Raw genomic sequence first — 18252 nt, forward strand, 5'->3', positions numbered from 1 at the left:
TCAGTGCATCGTGGCTTCTTCGACGGCCTCGGTGCTGGCGGCGCTGCGGCGGTTTTGCGCCATCACCAGCCGTTCCATGTAGGCGCGGTCCTTGGGGTCGATGGAGAACGCCGCATCGACCCAGTCCTCGGTGATGTCCATCAGCTCGGAGCGGGTCAGGCTCAGCACGCGCTGGCGCGCGCGCAGCATGGCGCGCATGCCGTTGAGCTTGGGCCGCATCACGTCGATGAAGGTGCGGGTGGCCTTGTAGGCGTCGCCCGGCTCGAACAGCTGGTCCACCAGGCCCTTGGCGTGGAACCACTCGGCGGTATGGGATTCGCCCGTTCCGATCAGCTCTTCGGCCAGCTTCATGCCCGAGCGGCGCGCCACCAGCGAATAGCCGCCCATGCCCGGGAACAGATTGAACGCCATCTCGGGAAAGCCCATGCGGGCGTTGGTCTGGGCCAGCACGAAATGGTGGGCTAGGGCGGCCTCGAAGCCGCCGCCCAGCGCGGTCCCTTCGATCATGGCCAGCGATATGGCGCCGGTGTCGAAGCCGCGCGTGGCGGCATGCACGCAGTCGACGCAAGCCCGGGCATACGCGCGCAGCGCTTCGCGCTTGCCCGTGCGGATGGATTCGGCGAAAAAGTTGAGGTCGCCGCCCACGTTGTAGATCTGCGGCACCAGCGAACCTGTGACCCAGAAGTCGATAGGCAGGCCGGAATCCTTGGCGGCGCGCGCCAGGGTCATGATCTCGTCGATCAGTTCATGGTTAAAGCAGGGCCGCGGTTGCGCGCGCAGCATCATCCACATGACTCGGCGTCCCTCCTCGTAAAAGGCGGAGATCTGCTTCAGATTGCCTGCTGCGGTGAAGGGGTGGCAGTCCGGATGAATGAGTTGATTCATTGCTTTCGTCCAATCGATCAAGGTGAGTCGGAGTACTGCCGGGTCAGGCTAATACACACCTTCCGGGTGCCGTCTCATGCAAACCTCGTCCAACTGGCCAGACTTGTCCGTAAATCAAAGGCCCGAGTGAGCAATTCGAAATTTCTCGAATCGGTGCCGGCGCCTCGCCCCATCGGGCGATGGGGGTATGGGTAGAACGGATGAGCACCTCAGCAAATCCGCGATGCTCCGGACCGCCCCCGCCATCCCCGCGCCCGAGCCCCGGCTCGTGCGTTGGGATGACGGGGGAGCCGAAGCGGCTAAGGCATCGGGTCCGGCCGCACGGTCCGGTTCGGCCTCGCCGCGGGCGTTTTCCGGCGGGTGGCGCTCAGGCGATGCCGCCATTGGCGCGCAGAATCTGGCCATTGACCCAGCCGCTGTCCGGGCCCGCCAGGAACGCCACGACGCCGGATATGTCGTCGGGCTGGCCCAGGCGTTCCAGCGGCGGCATCTTGGCGTAGTGCTCGATCAGTTCTGGGCTTTTGCCCTTGAGGAATAGCTCGGTGGCGACGGGGCCCGGAGCCACGGCATTGACGGTGATGCGGCGGCCGCGCAGCTCCTTGGCGTAGACCTGGGTGAAGCTCTCCACCGCCGCCTTGCTGGCGATGTAGACGGCGTAGCCCGGCAGGTTCAGGGCGATGGTGGTGCTGGACACGTTGACGATGCTGCCGCCATCGGCCAGGCGGGCGCTGGCCTCGCGCAGCGTATTGAAGGTGCCTCGGGTGTTGATGTCGAAGGTCTGGTCGTACACGTCGTCGCTGGTGTCGGCCAGCGGCTGCACCTTCAGGATGCCGGCGCTGTTGACCAGCACGTCGATGCGGCCCAGGCCGTCTTCCACGGCGTCGAACATGGCGCGCACTTGCGCAGCCTGGGAAACGTCGGCGCGCACGGCGATGGCGCGGCCGCCGGCCTGGCGGATCTCGCCAGCCAGGGCCTCGGCCTCGGCCGCGCTGGAGGCGTAGTTGATGCCGACCGCGAAGCCGTCGCGGGCCAGGCGGCGCACGATCGCGGCGCCGATGCCGCGGGATCCGCCCGTGACGAGGGCGATGCGCTGGGGAGTGGGAGTGGAAGCGCTCATGGTGTTTCTCCGTCGGGTGAGTGGGTAGGACGCATCATCGACTATTCCAGATCAAAGATAATTACCCGTGATTTGCTAAGATAATTTCGTTTGCATTAACAATTGGCGGATCGGCGATGGATCGTTTCCAGGAAATGCGGGTGTTCGTGCGGATCGCCGAACGCGGCAGCTTCACCAAGGCGGCGGAAGACCTGCGCATCCCCCGGGCCACCGTCACCAACCTGATCAAGCGCATGGAGTCCCGATTGGGCGCGCGCTTGCTGGAACGCACGACCCGGCAGGTGCGGCTGACGCACGACGGCGAAGCGCACTACCAGCGCTGCGTGCGCCTGCTGGCGGACCTGGAAGAGGCGGACGGCGCCTTCCTGAACACGGCGCCCAAGGGCCTGCTGCGGGTCAATGCACAGGGCACGCTGGCCCGGTTTTTCGTCATGCCGGGCCTGCCGGATTTTCTGGAGCGCTACCCAGACATCGTGCTGCACCTGGGTGAAGACGACCGCCTGGTGGACCTGGTCCGGGAAGGGGTGGACTGCGTGCTGCGGACCGGCACCTTGCAGGACTCCACGCTGGCGGGCCGGCAGATCGCGCTGATGCCGCAGGTGACGGTGGCCAGCCCCGCCTACCTGGCGCGCTTTGGCGTGCCGGCCAGCCTGGAAGACCTGGAGGGCCATCGGGCGGTGGACTACCTGTCCAGCGCCACGGGCCGCGGTCTTCCGCTCGATTTCACGGTGGATGGGCGCAACGTGCTGGTCCGCCCGCGTTCGGTCGTCAGCGTGACGGGGGCCGAACTCTACACCAGCGCGGCGCTGGCCGGCCTGGGGCTGGTGCAGGTGCCGCGCTACCGCGTGGAGCGGGAACTGGCGGCGGGCCACCTCAGGATCGTGCTGCCCCACGCGCCGCCCGCGCCCATGCCGGTGTCGGTGCTGTATCCGCAGAACCGGCAGGTGCCCGCGCGGGTGCGCGTCTTCACGCAGTGGCTGGCCGGGGTGCTGGGCGCGGCCTTCGATCAGACAATGCCGGTCAGGTAGAAGACCGCGATCACCAGGAATACCGACATCGTCGATATCAGCGTGATGGCGAAGATATCGCCGTAGGACTGGCGGTGCGTCAGGCCGGTCACGGCCAGCAGCGTGATGACGGCGCCGTTGTGCGGCAAGGTATCCATGCCGCCGCTCGCCATGGCCGCGACGCGGTGCAGGACCTCCATGGGGATGCCGGCGGCCAGCGCGCCGTCGATGAAGGTCTGCGACATCGCGGCCAGCGCGATGCTCATGCCGCCCGAGGCCGAGCCCGTGATGCCCGCCAGCGTGGTCACCGCCACGGCTTCGCCGACCAGCGGATCGGGAATCGCCTTCAAGGCCTGCGCCACCAGCAGAAAGCCCGGCAGCGCGGCGATGACGCCGCCGAAACCGTATTCCGCCGCCGTGTTCATGGACGCCAGCAGGGCGCCCGACACGGCGCTCTTGCTGCCTTCGGCGAAGTGCGCCTTGATGGCGCGGAACGAAAACAGCAGGATGGTGAAGATGCCCGCGATCAGCGCGCCCATCACGGCCCACAGCGCCACCTGCTCTTCGGCGTTGACGGCCATGGGCTTGGCAAGGCCGGGCAGGTCCACTTCCGAACCCGCCGGATACCAGCCCGGGATCCAGCGCGTCAGCAGAAAGTTCATGACGCCCACCACCACCAGCGGCAGCAGCGCGATCAGCGGGTGGTGGCTGCGTTCGCTGGGCGGCGTGGCCGGTTCGTTGCGCAGGTCAGTGCCGTAGGTTTCGCCGGCGGCCGCCGCGCGCTTGCGCCGCCACTCCAGGTAGGCGATGCCGGCGCTCAGCGTGAACGCCGCGCCGATTAGGCCCAGCCAGGGCGCGGCCCAGGTGGTGGTCTCGAAGAACGTGGTGGGGATGATGTTCTGGATCTGCGGCGTGCCGGGCAGGGCGGTCATGGTAAAGGTGAAGGCGCCCAGCGCGATCGCCCCGGGCATCAGCCGCTTCGGAATGCCGCCCTGGCGGAACATTTCGGCGGCGAACGGATACACCGCGAACACCACCACGAACAGCGACACCCCGCCATAGGTCAGCACGGCGCATACCAGCACGATGGCCACGATGGCGCGCTCCGCGCCGATCAGGCGCAGCACCGCCTGCACGATGGCGCGCGAGAATCCGGACAGCTCGATCAGCTTGCCGAACACCGCGCCCAGCAGGAACACGGGAAAGTAGAGCTTGGCGAAGCCCGCCATGCGCTCCATGAAGATGCCCGAAAACACAGGGGCCAGCGCCGACGGGTCGGTCAGCAGCACCGCGCCCATGGCCGCGATGGGCGCGCAAAGAATCACGCTGTAGCCTCGGTACGCCGCCAGCATCAGAAACGCCAGCGCCGCCACCACGATGATCAATCCGGTCATTCAATGCTCCGCGAATGAAGAGATAAGGGGTGAGGGGCTACACCTTAACGCATCGGGCTTGTGTTCTCTTTACGCGGCGAGCATGGGGCATGGCGCCGGCCAGCGCGGATTCAGCGATCGAGCAGGGCCTGCGCCTGGCGCGCGATATCCAGGTCGATCGCGGCATCGTCGCCGTCGCCCATGTACCAGGCGGCCGACAGGCCGCACCAGGCCACGACCCATCGCAACAGCCGCCGGCGGTCCAGCCCGGCGTGCGCCACGATGATGTCCAGGCGGCGCTCGAATTGCCCGGGCACGGTGGCCACGGGCGGCACCGGGTCCGTCAGGTCGGGATTGCAGAAGATGTTGGCGTAGTCGAAGGCCCGGTCGCCATGCAGGCGCTTGGGATCGATCACGAGCCAGCCGCGCTCGCCAAAGTCCAGCACGTTGTCGTGATGGGCGTCGCCGTGCAGCACGGTCACGTCTTGCGGATCGTCCAGCAGGGCGCGGGCGTGGCGGGCGCTGTGCGCGAGGATGCCGCCATGCGTCCGCGCCATCGGCCACAATTCGGCGAACCATTCCTCCAGCGTCCGCAGGGCCGGCAGCGGCTTGCCTCGCGGCGCGTGCAGCGCCTTCAGCACGCCGCAGAGGATGCGGGTGGCCTCGTCGTCGCGGCCATTGCGCGCGTAGTGGGCCAGCGAGCGCGTGCCCGTGGCGCGTTCCAGCAGGATGGCGTCGTCGTCGTGCGCCAGCACGCGCGCGGCGCCCTGGCCGTCCCACCAGTTCATCAGCACGCCGCCTTGCTTTTCGTCTTCTTCGATGGACACCTTGAGCATGGCGGGCGCGCCTTCATGCAGGACGGGCAGCAGTTGCGCCGCGTGGGTGACGATAGGCGCGCCATCGGGCGCGAGGTTCCAGCGGGTGAGATAGGCGTCGAACATGACAATGGTTGCGGAGGCATCCGGTTGCGGGGCGACCCCTATAGTACGGTCCGCGGGGAAACGGCGCGCTCCGGAAGCAGGGCCGTGATCGCCGCCGCCAGGATATTTCCGCCGGCGGCCGTGGCGATCGGCAGCGCGTAGCTGCCGCCCAGGTCGTAGGCGTAGCCCGCCGCGACCGGCCCGATCAGGGTGCCGAACGCCACGCTGGTGTACAGCATGCCGATGATGCCGCTGACGTGGCGTCCGCCGAAATAGTCCATGACCACGGCGGGCAGCAGCGCCACCCAGCCGCCGTAGAACACTCCGAACGCCAGCGCGAACAGCGCCAGCGCCCAGAACTGGCTGAAGGCGCTCCAGATCGCCAGCGTGGCTGCCATCCCGCAATACATGGCCGCAAGCGATGCGCGCCTGCCCAGTCGGTCCGCAATCGGTCCCAGGCAGAACCGGCCGGCCGTGCTGCCCACGCCGATCAGGCTTAGCAGCAGAACGGCCCGGGCCGGCGGCACGCCGTGGTCCAGTGCGTAGGGCACGAGGTGCACGAAGGGCACGAAGACGCCGAACGCGCAGAACAGGCAGGCGAGGTACAGCAGGACAAAGGCTTTGCTGCGGACGGCCTCGCGCACGGGGACGCCCTCGAGCGCTGGTGTGGCGGCGCACGGGGGCGGCAGCGGCGCGCCATCCGGAGCCAGGCCGCGGTCCAGCGGCGAGTTCTCCACCCAGCGCGAGGCGGCCGCGCCCAGGACCGCTACGCACACGGCCAGCGCAAGATAGGTGGCCCGCCAGCCCCACAGGTCTATCAGCGCCGAAGCCAGGGGCGGCACGAGCAGCGTGCCCACGCCGATGCCGCTGACGGCCAGCCCGGACGCCAGCGCGCGCCGCCGCCGGAACCAACGCTGCACCGCACCCACCACCGGCACATAGGAACATCCCACTCCCAAGCCCACTCCCAGGCCATAGGCCAGGTATATCTGCGTCATGCTCCGCGCCGCGCCGGCAAGCAGCAGTCCCAGCGCCAGCAGCAGCATCCCGGCCAGCGCCAGGCGGCGCGACCCGTAGCGGTCCGCCAGGGGCCCGCTGATCACGCCCAGGCCGAAGTACAGAAATCCCGCCAGTGAAAACACCAGAGACACCGCGCCCCGCGAGGCGCCGAAATCGTGCTGCAGGGATTCGACGAACGCGCTGAAGGAATAGGCGCTGCCGAATCCCAGCAAGGTGATGGCGAACGCGGCGGCGACCACGAACCATCCGTGAAAAATCCTGCCGGCCGTGGGCAGGGGGGTGGCATGTTGCGAGCGCATGGTCACGCTTCCTTTCCTGGCGCGGGCCTGTGCAGATGCCAGCAGGTGGCGGACTGGAACGCGGCCCCAAGCCGGAACAAGGTCCTCTCGTCCAGACGCGCGGCCACCAATTGCAGGCCCATCGGCATGCCGGCCCGGCATAGGCCCGCCGGCAGCGTCAGGCAGGGATGACCCGTCATGTTGAACACGCAGGTGTAGCGCTGCAGCGCGGCGATCAAGCCGGGCTGATCGCCCAGCGTGCTGATGGCGTGCAGGGTCAGTGGCGGCATCGGTTGCACCGGCGCCAGCATTGCGTCGATGCCGGTGAACATCGCGTCCACCTGTCCGCGCAGGTCCATGCGGCGCAGCAAGAGGCGCTGGTAATCCAGGCCGGACAAGGCATGGCCCGCATCCAGCACCTTCGCCAGCACCGGCCCGTACTCGTTCTTCTGGGAGGGGTAGGTGCCCGCATGGGCAACCGCGGCTTCCACCGCGCAGTTCGGCGCCCAGTCGCGAACCGCCTGTTCAGCCTGCGCGCGCGGGAAGCGCACCGGCACCAGCTCCGCGCCCAGCTCCTGGAATGTCTGCGCGGCCGCCGCCAGCATGCTTCGCGTCTGGGCGTCCACGTCCATGCTGTTCCAGTCCGGATCGACGCCGATCCGCAGGCCGCGAATGGAGCCGGAGGCAAGCTGGGCATAGCGCGGCACCGGCGCCTGCAATGCGGTGGGCTCCAGGGGATCGGCGCCCGCCACGGCTTCCAGCATGACGGCGGCATCGCGCAAGCTGCGCGCGACGATGCCGATGTGATCCAGCGAGGCCGCCAGTTCCACCGTGCCATGGCGGCTGACGCGGCCCCACGTAGGCTTGATGCCCGTCAGGCCGTTGGCCGCGCAGGGCCAGCGGATCGATCCGCCCGTGTCCGATGCGGTGGCCGCGAAGCACAGGCCAGCCGCCGTCGCCACGGCGGATCCGCTGGACGAGATGCCGGTCCAATAGTCCGCGTTCCACGGATTGCGCGGGGGCGCGATGGCGGGATGATGGTCGGAGTACGCCCCTTCCGTCATCTGCAGTTGCCCCAGCAGCACCGCGCCCGCGTCGCGCAGCCGCCGCACGACGGTGGCGTCATGATCTGCGGGCGTGCTCCGGTGGATAGTCGAGCCCGCCGCCGCCGGCACGCCTTCCCGCCGGCACAGGTCCTTCAGCGCGATGGGCACGCCATGCAGCGGGCCACGGTAGCGGCCGCCGCGTATCTCCGCTTCGGCGGCGCGCGCGGCCTGCAGCGCCGACGCCGCCGTCACGCAGGCGTAGCTGCGCAGCGCGCCGTCCCGGGCCTCGATGCGCCGGAGCTGGGCGCGCGTGATCTCCACGGGCGAAATCTCGCCGGACCGGATCAGCGCGGCGACCTCGGTCAGGTCCCGGTCCAGGAGGTCCGCCCCAGGGGTTTCGAGCTTGATGTCATTCATATAGTTGAACTATTCTTTTTCGAGTTGATTTGCCAGCGCACACCTTCAAAGTTAATGGGACAAATCAGGTTCGACAAACCCTCTTTTCTATCTTGTTCAAGTTAGTAAAACTAACTTGAATCTTTACCGCGGCGACGCCCATGCTCCCACCCAGACTCCCTCCGCTCAATGCCCTGCGCGCCTTCGATGCCGCCGCCCGCCATCAGTCCATGAAGGCGGCGGCGCAAGAGCTGTGCGTCACGCCGGGCGCGGTCAGCCAGTTGATCAAGACGCTGGAGCAGCACCTGGGCGTGCCGCTCTTCGTGCGCGTGAACCGCGGCATCCTGTTGACCGATGCCGGCAGGAACTACCTGCCGCCCATCCGCAATGCGTTTCGCCAGATACTGGACGCCTCGGCCCGCGTCGCGGCGCCGCCGGCAAGCCGCGTGCTTACCGTCGGCGCCACCGCTTTCTTCGCATCGGCCTGGCTGATTCCGCGCCTGAACGACTTTCACGCGCGCCACCCCGACATCGATCTGCAGATCGTCACCAGCAATGCCTTGACGGATTTCACGCGCGACGGCGTGGACATCGCGATCCGGCACGGGCTGGGCCGCTACCCGGGCTTGCAGAGCGAACACCTGTTGACGGTGGAAGTCGTGCCGGTCGCGTCGGCCGGCCTGGTGGACTCGCTGGGCATGCCCGGCGGCGCGTGGGACCTGCTGCGTTGGCCGCGCGTGCACGACGAAGGCCGCAAGGGCTGGAGGCTCTGGTTCGCGGCACAGGGCGTGGACGACGCGGGCATGCCCAGAGGGCCTGCCTTCGACGATGGCAATCTGCTGCTGAAGGCGGTCGCGGCCGGGCAGGGCATGGGCCTGCTGCCGGCGGCGATGGTTGAAGACGAGCTTGCGGCGGGGCGGCTGGTCAGGCTGGCCGACGATGCCTGGCTGGAGGAGTTCGGCTATTACCTGGTGTGGCCGGGACAGGGCCCGATGAAGGACAAGGCCCGGGCGTTCCGCGACTGGCTGCGGGAGCGCGGCGCCTGAACCGGCGCCTGGCGTACCGGCAGCCCTTAGCCGGCCACCATCAACGCCGCGGCCTTGCGCGCCAGTTCCGCCACCCCGAAGCTGGTCGCCAGCGCATGGCCTTCCAGTTCCGTCAACGGCACCCATCGGGCATCCCGCGCATCGTCGCCCGCCACCGGTTCGCCGGATTGCCAGCGGCACAGCACCGCGATCAGAATGAAGTGGCGTCGCAGCACGCCCGTGGCGTCGCGATCGAACACGTCGACGGCATCGAACACGTGCAGCGGTTCGGCAAGCACGGCGGTTTCTTCCCGCAGTTCCCGCGCGGTCGCGGCCAGGATGGGCTCGCCCGCATCGATCTTGCCGCCGGGAAAGGCCCAGCGGTCTTCGTCCGGCGGGTTGGCGCGGCGCACCAGCAGCACGTGGCCATCGCGGATGACGGCGGCGATGGTGGCGGCAATGGGGCGTGTCGGATCGGGATCGGTCATGGAGGCTCCGGCTTCAATCCCGCAGTGTAGAGCGCGGGCGGAAATCGCTTTCCGCCCGCGCCGTGGCGCCTACTTCTTCACCAGCGGGCAGGTGGACTTGGACAGCGGCATGAAGGCCTGGTCCCCCGGCAGCGTGGCCACCAGCTTGTAGTAGTCCCAGGGCCGCTTGGATTCGGCCGGCTTTTTCACTTCGAACAGATACATGTCGTGCACCATGCGGCCGTCCTCGCGAATGCGGCCGTTGGCGGCGAAGAAGTCGTTGATGGGCATGGACTTCATCTGCTTCATCACCGCGGCGGGCTCGTCGGTGCCGGCCGCCTGCACCGCCTTCAGGTAGTGCATCACCGACGAATACGTGCCCGCCTGGCTCATGTTGGGCATCTTCTTCAGCTTGTCGTAGTAGCGCTGGGACCAGGCCCGGGTCTGGTCGTTCATGTCCCAGTAGAAGGCTTCGGTCAGCGTCAGGCCCGCGGCGGCGTCCAGGCCGATGGCATGGATGTCGTTGATGTACAGGAGCAGGCCGGCCATCTTCTGGCCGCCCTTGGTCAGGCCGAACTCGCTGGCCGCCTTGATGGCGTTGACGGTGTCGCCGCCGGCATTCGCCAGGCCCACGATCTGCGCCTTGCTGGCCTGCGCCTGCAGCAGGTAGGACGCGAAGTCGCTGGAGCCCAGCGGGTGGCGCGATGCGCCCACCACGGTGCCGCCGTTGGCCTTCACGACATCGGTGGCCGACGCCTGCAGGGTATGGCCGAAGGCGTAGTCGGCCGTCAGGAAGTACCAGCTCTTGCCGCCTTGCTCCACGGTGGCGCGCGCGGTGGTGTTGGCCAGCGACCAGGTGTCATAGGTGTAGTGCACGGAGTACGGCGAGCACAGGTCGTTGGTGATGCGTTCCGTGCCGGGGCCGCTGAAGACCACGATCTTCTTCTTCTCGCGCGCCACCTCCAGCACGGCCAGCGCGGGCGCGGAGCCCGCCACGTCCATGATGGCGTCCACCTTCTGGGTGTCGTACCACTCGCGCGCCTTGGCGGCGGCGATGTCGGCCTTGTTCTGGTGGTCCATCACCATCAGGTCCACCTTCTTGCCCAGCACCGTGCCGCCAAAATCGGCGATCGCCATTTCGGCGGCGGTGGCGCTGCCCTTGCCGGTGACGTCGGCGTAGATGCCGCTCATGTCCAGGATCAGGCCCAGGCGGACGACGTCGTCGGAGACCGCTGCGGGCTGCGCCTGCGCGACGGCCGGTGCCGTGGCCATTGCAATGGCCATTGCCGAAGCGATGGCCGTGGCGGTGAACAAGCGGGAAAGCGTGCTGCGGCACTGCATTGAAATCCGGGGCGTGTTGGCGTAAGCCATGGTTGTCTCCTCTGGTGCCGGATCTGTGGGAACCTGCTGGCGCTTTTGTGGCGTATCGCCGCGCTCTGGGTGGGGTCTGGCCGCGATGGTCGGTGGGGCGGTGGTCGGGCTCCTGGTTCGGCGGCGGGCGGGCCGTCTGGGTTGAAGAGGGTCAGCGTTGGGTCAGCAGGTCGAATTCCATCCGGACTTTCCGGAACGGAAACTCCAGCCGCGCGAAATACACCACGCGGCCATCGATGCAGGCATAGCGGCGCAGTTCGGCCACGGGGGACGACACGGGAATCTGCAGGGATTCCGCCGACTCCTGGCCGGCTTCGATCACGTTGAGTACCTGGCGCGCCTCGGTGATGCGCGCGCCGTAGAACTGGTCCAGCACCGGCGCCACGGTGCTTTTCTGGATGCGCGCCCGGTGCTTGCGGAACAGGCCGCTGTCCAGGAAGACCTCGCTATAACAGAAGGGCCCCGCATCCGTGGTGTGGACGCGGCGCAGGTATTGGAAGCTGCCGCCGCGGTCGGCGCCGCAAGGCATGCCCAGCGTGTCGGGCAGCGGGGAGTCGGCGCTGGACTCCACCAGCGACACCGTGCCGAGCTGGTTGCTCAGTTCGACGGTTTCGGCCCAGGTCTTGGGGATGAGCAGCGTGGGCGTCTCGGGCAACGCGGCATTGACGAAGGTGCCCGACCCGCGCGAACGCCGGATCAGGCCGTCTTCTTCGAGCAGCCCGAAGGCCTGGCGTATGGTCGCCCGCGAAATGCCGTAGGTCTCCATCAGCGAGTCCAGCGGCGGGATCTGCTGCCCTGGCCGCCACGTGCGGTTCTGGATATGGCTGCGAAACAGCGCGGCCGCTTGCAGATAGAGCGGCTGGGGGCTGCGCGAAAAGAGCTTGCGGGCGGGCATGATCAGGGCGAGGGCGGGGATGAAGAATCCGAGAGCATAGCGTCAGCCATCTCGCGCAGCCGGTGCTTCTGGATCTTGACCGAGTTGGCGCTTTCCACCGAAGGAAAGGCATCGAGCACGGTGAAGCCCGCCGGCGCCTTGAAACCGGCCATGGCGGCCTTGCAGGCGCGGGTCCAGCCCGCCGGATCCGCTTGGGCGCCCTCGTGCAGCAGCACGAAGGCGTAGGGCACGATTTTGCCCTTGCTGGTTGCGCCCACCACCTGGCAGGCGCGCACGCCGGGCAGCGTTTCGACGACCTGTTCGATCTCGACGGGATTGACCAGGAAACCCGACAGCCGCAGCGAGTCTCCCATGCGGGTCTGGAACACGAACTGGCGCGGGGTCAGCGTGTAGCCCAGGTCGCCGGTCTTGAAATAGCCGTCGGCGGTGACGGCGCCTTGGGTGGCCTCGGGATTGTCCAGATAGCCCAGCATCAGGCTGGGCGACAGGATCTCGATTTCTCCGGACTGGCCGTGCGGCAGCACCTGGCCGGTTTCGGGATCCCGGGCGCGCACCCGGGCCTCGGGATAGATCAGCGTGCCGCCGGGCTGATGGCGGGCCGACACGTCGCCCTCGGCCGGATCGCGGGGCTGGCCGGCCACGAGCGCGATCAACTCGCTGGACCCGTACAGGCCGGTCAGCGGCACGCCGGCCTGGCGGGCAAGGTCCAGCATGTTGTCCAGCGCCGGCGTGAAGCTGGCGAATCCGAACAGCCGCGCCGAGGCGAAGTGCGCGGGCGGCGCGGCCTGCATCATGCCCACCAGGGCCTCGTTGTTGGCGTAGGTATGCGTCACCGCGTGGCGGGCGATGGCGTCGGCGGACTGCGCCGCATCGAACACGGGCGCGCACACCAGGGGCACACCGCCCGCCAGCGCGCCGGCCAGCGTGGCAAAGCCGAAGGCGCCGCAGAATGGCGCGCTGGCCAGCACGCAACTGTTGCCGTCGTAGCCGAACGCCCGGGCCACCGCCGCGCCGTGATGCAGCAAGGTCTGCTGGTCATGCAGCACGAATTTGGGCTTGGACGTGGTGCCGGACGTGGTGAAGCACAGCACGCCTGCGTTGCCTTGCGCGGCCGGCGCCGGGTCGGCGCAGGCCAGCAGATCGGCATAGCGGTGCACCGGTTTGCCGTGCAGGAACGGAATAGGGGCTTCGCCGGGGCCGGTCAGGGCGACTGCGCCCTGCAGACGGGCAAGCGCCGCGGGCGCTACGCCATCCAGAATGCCCTGGAAGTCGATGCCCTTGAAGCCCGGCCAGTACACCAGCCAGTCCGCCCCGCCGCGCCCCAGGATGTCTGCCACTTCCAGTGCGCGAAAGCGCGTGTTGACCGCCAGCACCAGCGCGCCCAGGTGGGCGCAGGCCAGAAAGGACTCCAGCCAGGCCGTGCAATTGGGCAGCCAGACAGCGACGCGGTGGCCGGGGCGCACGCCGATGCGGGCCAGGCCCGCCGCCAGCGCGCGGCTTTGCGCGCGCAGCTCGGCGACGCTGATCCGCCGGTCCTGGTCGAACAGCGCGGCCGCGTCCGGCTGGCGGGCGGCAAGCAGATCCAGGTGTTCGGAGAAGGTCGAATACGGCAGGCTCATGGCTTACACCGTGGCGATGGGCGTCACGGGCGACCCCACCGCGCCCGGCATGCGCAAGGGCGGGGCGGTCAGCAGGAAGCGGTTGCGTCCCTGCGCGTGCAGCCAATCGGCCAGGTCCTTCAGATACCAGAGTTCGGCAAGCGGCACGCCCAGCTTGAACAGGCAGTGATGATGCAGCGGCAGGATCGAATGGCCGGGGCCGGACGTGCGCGCGGGGTAGGACTCCACCGCGTAGTTGTCGGCGCAGATCGCCGCGATGCCGGAATCCGTGATCCAGTCCAGCAGCGCTTGGTCGGACCCGTCCAGCACGGCGCCCGTTTGTTCCAATTCGTGCGGATCCGGGTGGCCGTTCATCTCCACGACGGCTTCGGCGAAACCCGTGCGCAGGACCAGCATGTCGCCTGATTCCACCACGGCGTTCTGTTCGCGCATGGCGGCTTGCAGACGGTCGTGGCTGACCAGCGTGCGGCCCGGGCCGAACGCGCGCGCCAGGTCCACCAGCACACCGCGCCCCTGCATGCCTTTTTCGGCGTAGCGGCTGACGCTGAGCTTGCGCGCATACGAGCCGCCAGGCGGGCAGCAGGCTTCCGGGGACGTGTCCGGGTCGGCGCCGCCGAACACATCGACGCCGGCGGCGTAGCCGTTGTAATAGACGCGGCGGGCCTCGCCGTCGCCCTGGATGTCGAACATCGCGCCCACATGGGACAGGCCGTCCCACTGCGTGGAGTACTGCATGGACAGTGTTACCTGGTCATCGGACAGGACGTCGACGGCCTCGGGCTGCAATTGCGACATCGCGAAGTTCAGGTAGGGCGTGCCTTCGCGGAAGGTGGGCTTGAGCGTGGGGGCATGACGGCGCGGATTCAGCACATTGCCACCGGGCAGGTCCAGCGGCAGCGACAGGCAGAACACCTTGCCCGCGCGGACCTCGCGCACGGCCTGCAGCACCTTCTCTTCGGTCAGCAGGTTCAGGCGGCCCAGTTCGTCGTCGGGGCCGAAGTCGCCCCAGGTCGATCCTTCGGGGCGGTGCGTCCAGCGTTTCATCTGCTTGTCTCCTATCCGTTTTCTATGTTCTTATGAATATAGTACGTATTTACGTACTTTAAAAAGAAATCCGCAATCAGCGGATTCGAGAGGAGACAAAACCATGACGCAATTGCTGCATCCGCGCGCCGTATGGCGCCACCTGGCTGTTGCCGCGCTGGCTGTTCTGGCGCTGCCCGCCGCCCACGCCGCGGGCTACCCCGACCATCCCGTCACCGTCGTCGTCCCGTATCCCCCCGGCGGTGGCGCGGACCTGTTCGGCCGCGCGATCGCCAATGCGCTGCAGCCGGGCCTGAAGCAGACCGTGCTGGTGGAAAACAAGCCCGGCGCGGGCGGCAACATCGGCATGGCCTACGTGGCCCGCGCGAAGGCCGACGGCTACACCCTGGGCCTCGGCACGATCGGCACGCAGACGATCAACCAGTTCCTCTACAGCAACATGGCGTTCGACCCCGAGCGCGACCTGGTGCCGATCGCGCTGGTGTCCACCACGCCCAACGTCATCGCGGTCAGCGCCAAGTCGCCCTACAAGACGGTGGCGGACATCATCAAGGCCGCCAAGCAATCGCCGGACAAGAAGCTGACTTACGCCTCGCCCGGCATCGGGTCCTCGGTGCACCTGACCGGCGCCTATTTCGAAGCCATGGCCGGCGTGACCATGCTGCACGTGCCGTTCAAGGGCACGTCGGCCTCCTTGCCCGCCGTGGCGGGCGGCCAGGTCGATCTGCTGTTCGACAACCTGCCGGGTTCGCTGGCGCAGATCAAGGACGGCAATCTGGTGCGCGGCGTGGCCGTGACTTCCGGCGCGCGCGATCCGTCCGTGCCGGACCTGCCCACCGTCGCGGAGTCCGGCCTGCCGGGCTTCGACGTCACCGCCTGGTTCGCGCTGTACGCGCCTCGCGGCACGCCGCAGCCGGTCGTCGACCAACTGATCGCCGCCGCCCGCAGCGGCCTGCAAACCCAGGCCATCGCCACCAATTTCGCCACCATGGGCGCCAAGCCCGGTACGCTGTTCGGCGCCGACCTGGCCGCCTTCGAATCCGCGGAGCGCAAGAAGTGGGGCGGTCTCATCAAAGACAAAGGAATCTCCGCGCAATGAACACACCCATCGCTCTTGTCACCGGCGGCAGCCGGGGAATCGGCCGCGCCATCGTGGCGCGCCTGCTCGACGACGGCTATCAGGTCGTCAACTTCAGCCGCACCGCGCCGGACCAGATCCTGCGCGGCGAGACCTTCCGTTCGGTGGACCTGGGCGATGGGGCGGCCACCGTCGCGGCGGCGCGCGAGATCGCGGCCGAGCGTCCCGTGCTGAATCTGGTGAACAACGCGGGCATGATCCAGGTCGCCAACATCGAGGACGTCACGCAGGAAGACCTTGCGCGCACGATGGCCCTGAACATCACCGCGCCCATCCTGCTGATGCAGGCGCTCTTGCCCGGCATGCGGGCGGCGGGCTATGGTCGCGTCGTGAACATAGGCAGCCGCGCGGCCCTGGGCAAGGGCGGCCGGTCGGTCTATGGCGCCTCCAAGGCCGGGCTGGCCGGCATGACCCGGACCTGGGCGCTGGAGCTGGCGGGTGACGGCATCACGGTGAACACCGTGGCGCCGGGGCCGGTCGCGACCGAACTGTTCAATCAATCCAACCCGCCGGGCGAGCCCAGGACGGTGGCGCTGGAAGCCTCGATCCCGGTGGGCCGGGTCGGGCGTCCCGAAGAGGTGGCGCACACCGTGGCGATGTTCATGGACCCGCGCGCGGGCTTCATGACGGGGCAGGTGCTGTACGTGTGCGGCGGGATGTCGGTGGGGCTGGCGGGTTAGATGCTGGGCGCAGGCGTTTCCAAGGGAGCATCGTCATGCATGTGAATTTTGTCTTGTTCGAAGGGCTGACCCAGTTGGATATGACCGGGCCGTACGAGGTTCTGGCGAACGCGCCGGGCTTCACCATCGATTTTGTCGCAAAAACGCTGGAGCCGGTGCGGTGCGATCGCGGACTGCGATTCGTGCCGACGCAGACGCTGGATTCGGCCCCGCCTTGCGATCTGCTGGTGGTGCCCGGCGGCCCGGGAACGGATGACGCCATCGTCGATCCGGATTGGGTGGCGTTCACCCGCCGGCAGGGGCTGGGCGCGCAGTATCTGTTCGGCATCTGCACGGGGTCGCTGCTGCTGGGCGCGGCGGGATTGCTGCGCGGCAAGCGGGCGTCCAGCCATTGGCGGGCGCGCGAGCTGCTATCCCGCTTTGGGGCGACGCCCAGCGACGAGCGCATGTGCGTGGACGGCAATACCTATACGGCGGGAGGCGTCACGTCGGGCATCGACATGGGGCTGAAGGTGGTGGCGGCGCTGTGCGGGGAAGACGTCGCCAAGCTGATCCAGTTGCAGATCGAATACGACCCCAAGCCGCCCTTCGCGGGCGGCACGCCCAAGACGTCGGAGCCGGCCGTGGTGGAGCGCTACCTGGCGCTGTCCCAGGCCCGTTTCGAGCGCCGGGGCAAGGCCGTGGATCGCGCCGCCGCCGCCATGCCTTGATGACGCCACGCCCTTACTTGGCCAGATGGTCCAGCGGCAGCGGGCTCCGCGGCTTGACCGTCTGGATGGCGAAGTTGCTGCGGATGTCCTTGACCCCGGGCAGCTTCAGCAGGGTGCGCAGCAGGAAGTGCTCGTACCCGCGCAGGTCCGGCACCACCACCTGCAGCAGGAAGTCGGATTCGCCGGACACCAGATGGGCGGCGACGACTTCAGGCAGGGCGCTGACCTCGTGCCGGAACTGTTCGGCGTCCCGTTCGTGGTGGCGTTCGACCTTGACGCCCACGAACACGGTTAGCCCCAGGCCGACCTCATGCGGGTCGAGCCGCGCTTCATAGCCCTGGATGACCCCGGCTTCTTCCATCATCCGCACCCGCCGCAGGCAGGGCGAGGGCGACAGGCCGATCTGTTCGGCCAGCTCCACATTGGTCAGGCGCCCGTTCTTCTGCAGGGCTTCCAGAATGCGGCGGTCGTAGGCATCCAATTCGTGCTTTGGCATGAAGTCAAAAAAGTGGTCAGGTCGTTGGTGAAATATGCCAATAATGATAGATAGATTGGCATGAATAGCAAGCACATGCCAGCCCGAACTTCCTAGAATGACGCCATTGAAAGCTTGCGCGGGAGCGCGGTCATGACCGATATGGCGTTGTTTCTGGGAGCGTTGCTGATTGTCTACGTGGTGCCCGGGCCGGACATGATCCTGCTGCTGGAAACCGGCCTGCTGCGCGGCCGGGGGCAGGCGCTGGCCGTGGCAGCCGGACTCGCCATCGCGCGGGCGGCGCACGTCACCCTGGCGGCGCTGGGGCTGGCGGCGCTGTTCAAGACCCACCCGTGGGCATTCGACGCCGCGCGCACGGTGGGCGGCTGTTATCTGGTGTGGCTGGGCGTGCGCCTGTTGCGCGCGGGCCCGCTGTCCTATGCGCCGGTGGCCGGCGCTGCGCCCCGCCATGAGGGTTGGGGCCCGGCGCTGCTGACCGGCGTGCTGACCAATGTGCTCAATCCCAAGGCCTTGCTGTTCTGCTCGGTGCTGCTGCCGCAGTTCGTGTCGCCGGCGCAGGGGCCCATCGGCCGGCAGTTCGCGGTGCTGGGCGTCATCCTGGTGGGACTGGGCCTGACGTTCGACGTGCTGTGCGCGCTGGCGGGCGGGGCGGTGGGGCGCTGGATGACGGCCAGCCCCCGCGCGCAGAAGGTGCAGAGCATCGTGTTCGGCACCGCCCTGATCGCTTTTGGTCTGCGCCTGACCTTCGCCCAGCGCCCCGCCTGA

General features: G+C 68.1%; 18 protein-coding genes. 6 read left to right on the top strand and 12 right to left on the bottom strand.

The features are described 5' to 3' along the window. Together ASE30_RS22565 and ASE30_RS22570 are read right to left on the bottom strand one after the other, a co-directional pair. The gene (locus ASE30_RS22565) at positions 1 to 885 is read right to left on the bottom strand and encodes a crotonase/enoyl-CoA hydratase family protein (protein WP_057286504.1); all 885 of its coding nucleotides are present in this window, start codon (positions 883 to 885) and stop codon (positions 1 to 3) included. A 367-nt stretch (positions 886 to 1252) separates the two neighbouring features. Further along, positions 1253 to 2002: an SDR family oxidoreductase gene (locus ASE30_RS22570; protein WP_057286505.1), complete on the bottom strand. Its 750-nt coding sequence runs from the start codon at positions 2000 to 2002 to the stop codon at positions 1253 to 1255. Between the two features lie 116 nt (positions 2003 to 2118). On the opposite strand from ASE30_RS22570, the gene ASE30_RS22575 reads away from it, so the two are divergent. Beyond that, complete coding sequence (locus ASE30_RS22575; RefSeq protein ID WP_057286506.1) at positions 2119 to 3030, top strand: LysR family transcriptional regulator; 912 nt, start codon at positions 2119 to 2121, stop codon at positions 3028 to 3030. On the opposite strand, the gene ASE30_RS22580 is transcribed toward ASE30_RS22575, so the two are convergent. The 4 genes from ASE30_RS22580 to ASE30_RS22595 form a co-directional block, all read right to left on the bottom strand. Next, the gene (locus ASE30_RS22580; RefSeq protein WP_057286507.1) at positions 3009 to 4403 is read right to left on the bottom strand and encodes a GntP family permease; all 1395 of its coding nucleotides are present in this window, start codon (positions 4401 to 4403) and stop codon (positions 3009 to 3011) included. The genes ASE30_RS22575 and ASE30_RS22580 overlap by 22 nt on opposite strands. Positions 4404 to 4513: 110 nt before the next feature. Then, complete coding sequence (locus ASE30_RS22585) at positions 4514 to 5323, bottom strand: aminoglycoside phosphotransferase family protein (RefSeq protein WP_057286508.1); 810 nt, start codon at positions 5321 to 5323, stop codon at positions 4514 to 4516. 38 nt (positions 5324 to 5361) lie between these two features. Continuing rightward, on the bottom strand, positions 5362 to 6621 hold the full coding sequence (locus tag ASE30_RS22590) for an MFS transporter (RefSeq protein ID WP_057286509.1): 1260 nt from the start codon (positions 6619 to 6621) through the stop codon (positions 5362 to 5364). Positions 6622 to 6623: 2 nt separating this feature from the next. Then, positions 6624 to 8063 carry an amidase gene (locus tag ASE30_RS22595; RefSeq protein WP_057286510.1) on the bottom strand — a complete coding sequence of 480 codons (1440 nt, stop codon included), beginning with the start codon at positions 8061 to 8063 and terminating at the stop codon, positions 6624 to 6626. Positions 8064 to 8203: 140 nt separating this feature from the next. On the opposite strand from ASE30_RS22595, the gene gcvA reads away from it, so the two are divergent. After that, the gene (gene gcvA / locus ASE30_RS22600) at positions 8204 to 9088 is read left to right on the top strand and encodes a transcriptional regulator GcvA (protein WP_057286511.1); all 885 of its coding nucleotides are present in this window, start codon (positions 8204 to 8206) and stop codon (positions 9086 to 9088) included. 26 nt (positions 9089 to 9114) lie between these two features. Here gcvA and ASE30_RS22605 read toward each other — a convergent pair whose 3' ends face one another. The 5 genes from ASE30_RS22605 to ASE30_RS22625 form a co-directional block, all read right to left on the bottom strand. After that, a complete protein-coding gene (locus ASE30_RS22605) occupies positions 9115 to 9555 on the bottom strand; it encodes an NUDIX hydrolase (protein WP_057286512.1) in 441 nt (146 codons plus the stop codon). Between the two features lie 69 nt (positions 9556 to 9624). Continuing rightward, positions 9625 to 10905 carry an ABC transporter substrate-binding protein gene (locus tag ASE30_RS22610; RefSeq protein ID WP_082601687.1) on the bottom strand — a complete coding sequence of 427 codons (1281 nt, stop codon included), beginning with the start codon at positions 10903 to 10905 and terminating at the stop codon, positions 9625 to 9627. Positions 10906 to 11056: 151 nt separating this feature from the next. Next, positions 11057 to 11800, bottom strand: a complete 744-nt coding sequence (locus ASE30_RS22615; RefSeq protein ID WP_057286513.1) for a GntR family transcriptional regulator — start codon at positions 11798 to 11800, stop codon at positions 11057 to 11059. A gap of 2 nt (positions 11801 to 11802) precedes the next feature. Beyond that, a complete protein-coding gene (locus ASE30_RS22620; RefSeq protein WP_057286514.1) occupies positions 11803 to 13419 on the bottom strand; it encodes an AMP-binding protein in 1617 nt (538 codons plus the stop codon). A 3-nt stretch (positions 13420 to 13422) separates the two neighbouring features. After that, the gene (locus tag ASE30_RS22625; protein WP_057286515.1) at positions 13423 to 14463 is read right to left on the bottom strand and encodes a cyclase family protein; all 1041 of its coding nucleotides are present in this window, start codon (positions 14461 to 14463) and stop codon (positions 13423 to 13425) included. Positions 14464 to 14566: 103 nt separating this feature from the next. On the opposite strand from ASE30_RS22625, the gene ASE30_RS22630 reads away from it, so the two are divergent. The 3 genes from ASE30_RS22630 to ASE30_RS22640 are packed head-to-tail and all read left to right on the top strand — an operon-like array spanning position 14567 to position 16991. Beyond that, positions 14567 to 15562 (top strand): tripartite tricarboxylate transporter substrate binding protein, encoded by a 996-nt coding sequence (locus ASE30_RS22630; RefSeq protein ID WP_057286516.1) that lies wholly within the window; start codon positions 14567 to 14569, stop codon positions 15560 to 15562. Next, entirely contained in the window at positions 15559 to 16281 is a 723-nt protein-coding gene (locus ASE30_RS22635; RefSeq protein WP_057286517.1) for an SDR family NAD(P)-dependent oxidoreductase, read from the top strand. The genes ASE30_RS22630 and ASE30_RS22635 overlap by 4 nt, the downstream gene beginning before the upstream one ends. A gap of 35 nt (positions 16282 to 16316) precedes the next feature. Then, complete coding sequence (locus tag ASE30_RS22640; RefSeq protein WP_057286518.1) at positions 16317 to 16991, top strand: DJ-1/PfpI family protein; 675 nt, start codon at positions 16317 to 16319, stop codon at positions 16989 to 16991. A 13-nt stretch (positions 16992 to 17004) separates the two neighbouring features. Here ASE30_RS22640 and ASE30_RS22645 read toward each other — a convergent pair whose 3' ends face one another. Continuing rightward, positions 17005 to 17487, bottom strand: a complete 483-nt coding sequence (locus tag ASE30_RS22645) for an Lrp/AsnC family transcriptional regulator (RefSeq protein ID WP_057286519.1) — start codon at positions 17485 to 17487, stop codon at positions 17005 to 17007. 132 nt (positions 17488 to 17619) lie between these two features. Between ASE30_RS22645 and ASE30_RS22650 the strand changes: the two genes are divergently transcribed. Next, a complete protein-coding gene (locus ASE30_RS22650; protein ID WP_057286520.1) occupies positions 17620 to 18252 on the top strand; it encodes a LysE family translocator in 633 nt (210 codons plus the stop codon).

The sequence above is a fragment of the Achromobacter sp. Root83 genome, from assembly GCF_001428845.1.
In the GTDB taxonomy this organism is placed as follows: Bacteria; Pseudomonadota; Gammaproteobacteria; order Burkholderiales; family Burkholderiaceae_B; genus Achromobacter.